The organism is Gilvimarinus gilvus (genome assembly GCF_030518155.1).
Lineage (GTDB): Bacteria > Pseudomonadota > Gammaproteobacteria > Pseudomonadales > Cellvibrionaceae > Gilvimarinus > Gilvimarinus gilvus.
The window spans coordinates 1-448 of sequence record NZ_JAULRU010000804.1; the positions used below are offsets into that span (position 1 = coordinate 1).

Sequence of the window (448 nt, forward strand, 5' to 3'; positions counted from 1 at the left end):
AATAATTTTATTGAATTTGATAACTTTTTCTGGTAATTCTGTTGGTGCAGACAATTCATATTCTACCCATTCGTTTGCAGTTTCAAAACCTAACGATTCTAAGTGTTGCGCATAGTACGGAAAATTATATAAACCAACCATTGTAGCCAATTTATCAAATCCGAAAGTTAGTAAACCTGCCTTTTCCAAATTCGAAAAACCAACTGGGCCTTCTATATATTCTAATTGATTTTCTTTACCTATTTCCGCAACTTTTGCCAAAAGTGCTTTTGTGACGTCGATATCATCAATCATATCAAACCAACCGAAACGCATTTTACGTTTTTGTTGATTATTGACTTCTTGCCAATTGATAATTGCCGCAACACGCCCCACAATCTTACCTTCTTTTTCGGCAAGAAAATAACGCGCTTCTGCATCTTTGAAAACGGGGTTTTTAGAAACATCT

General features: G+C 35.0%; 1 protein-coding gene. It reads right to left on the reverse strand.

From position 1 onward, the window contains the following. Positions 1-448 (reverse strand): hypothetical protein (locus QWI17_RS21570; protein WP_302724604.1); only part of this gene is annotated, 448 nt, incomplete at both ends.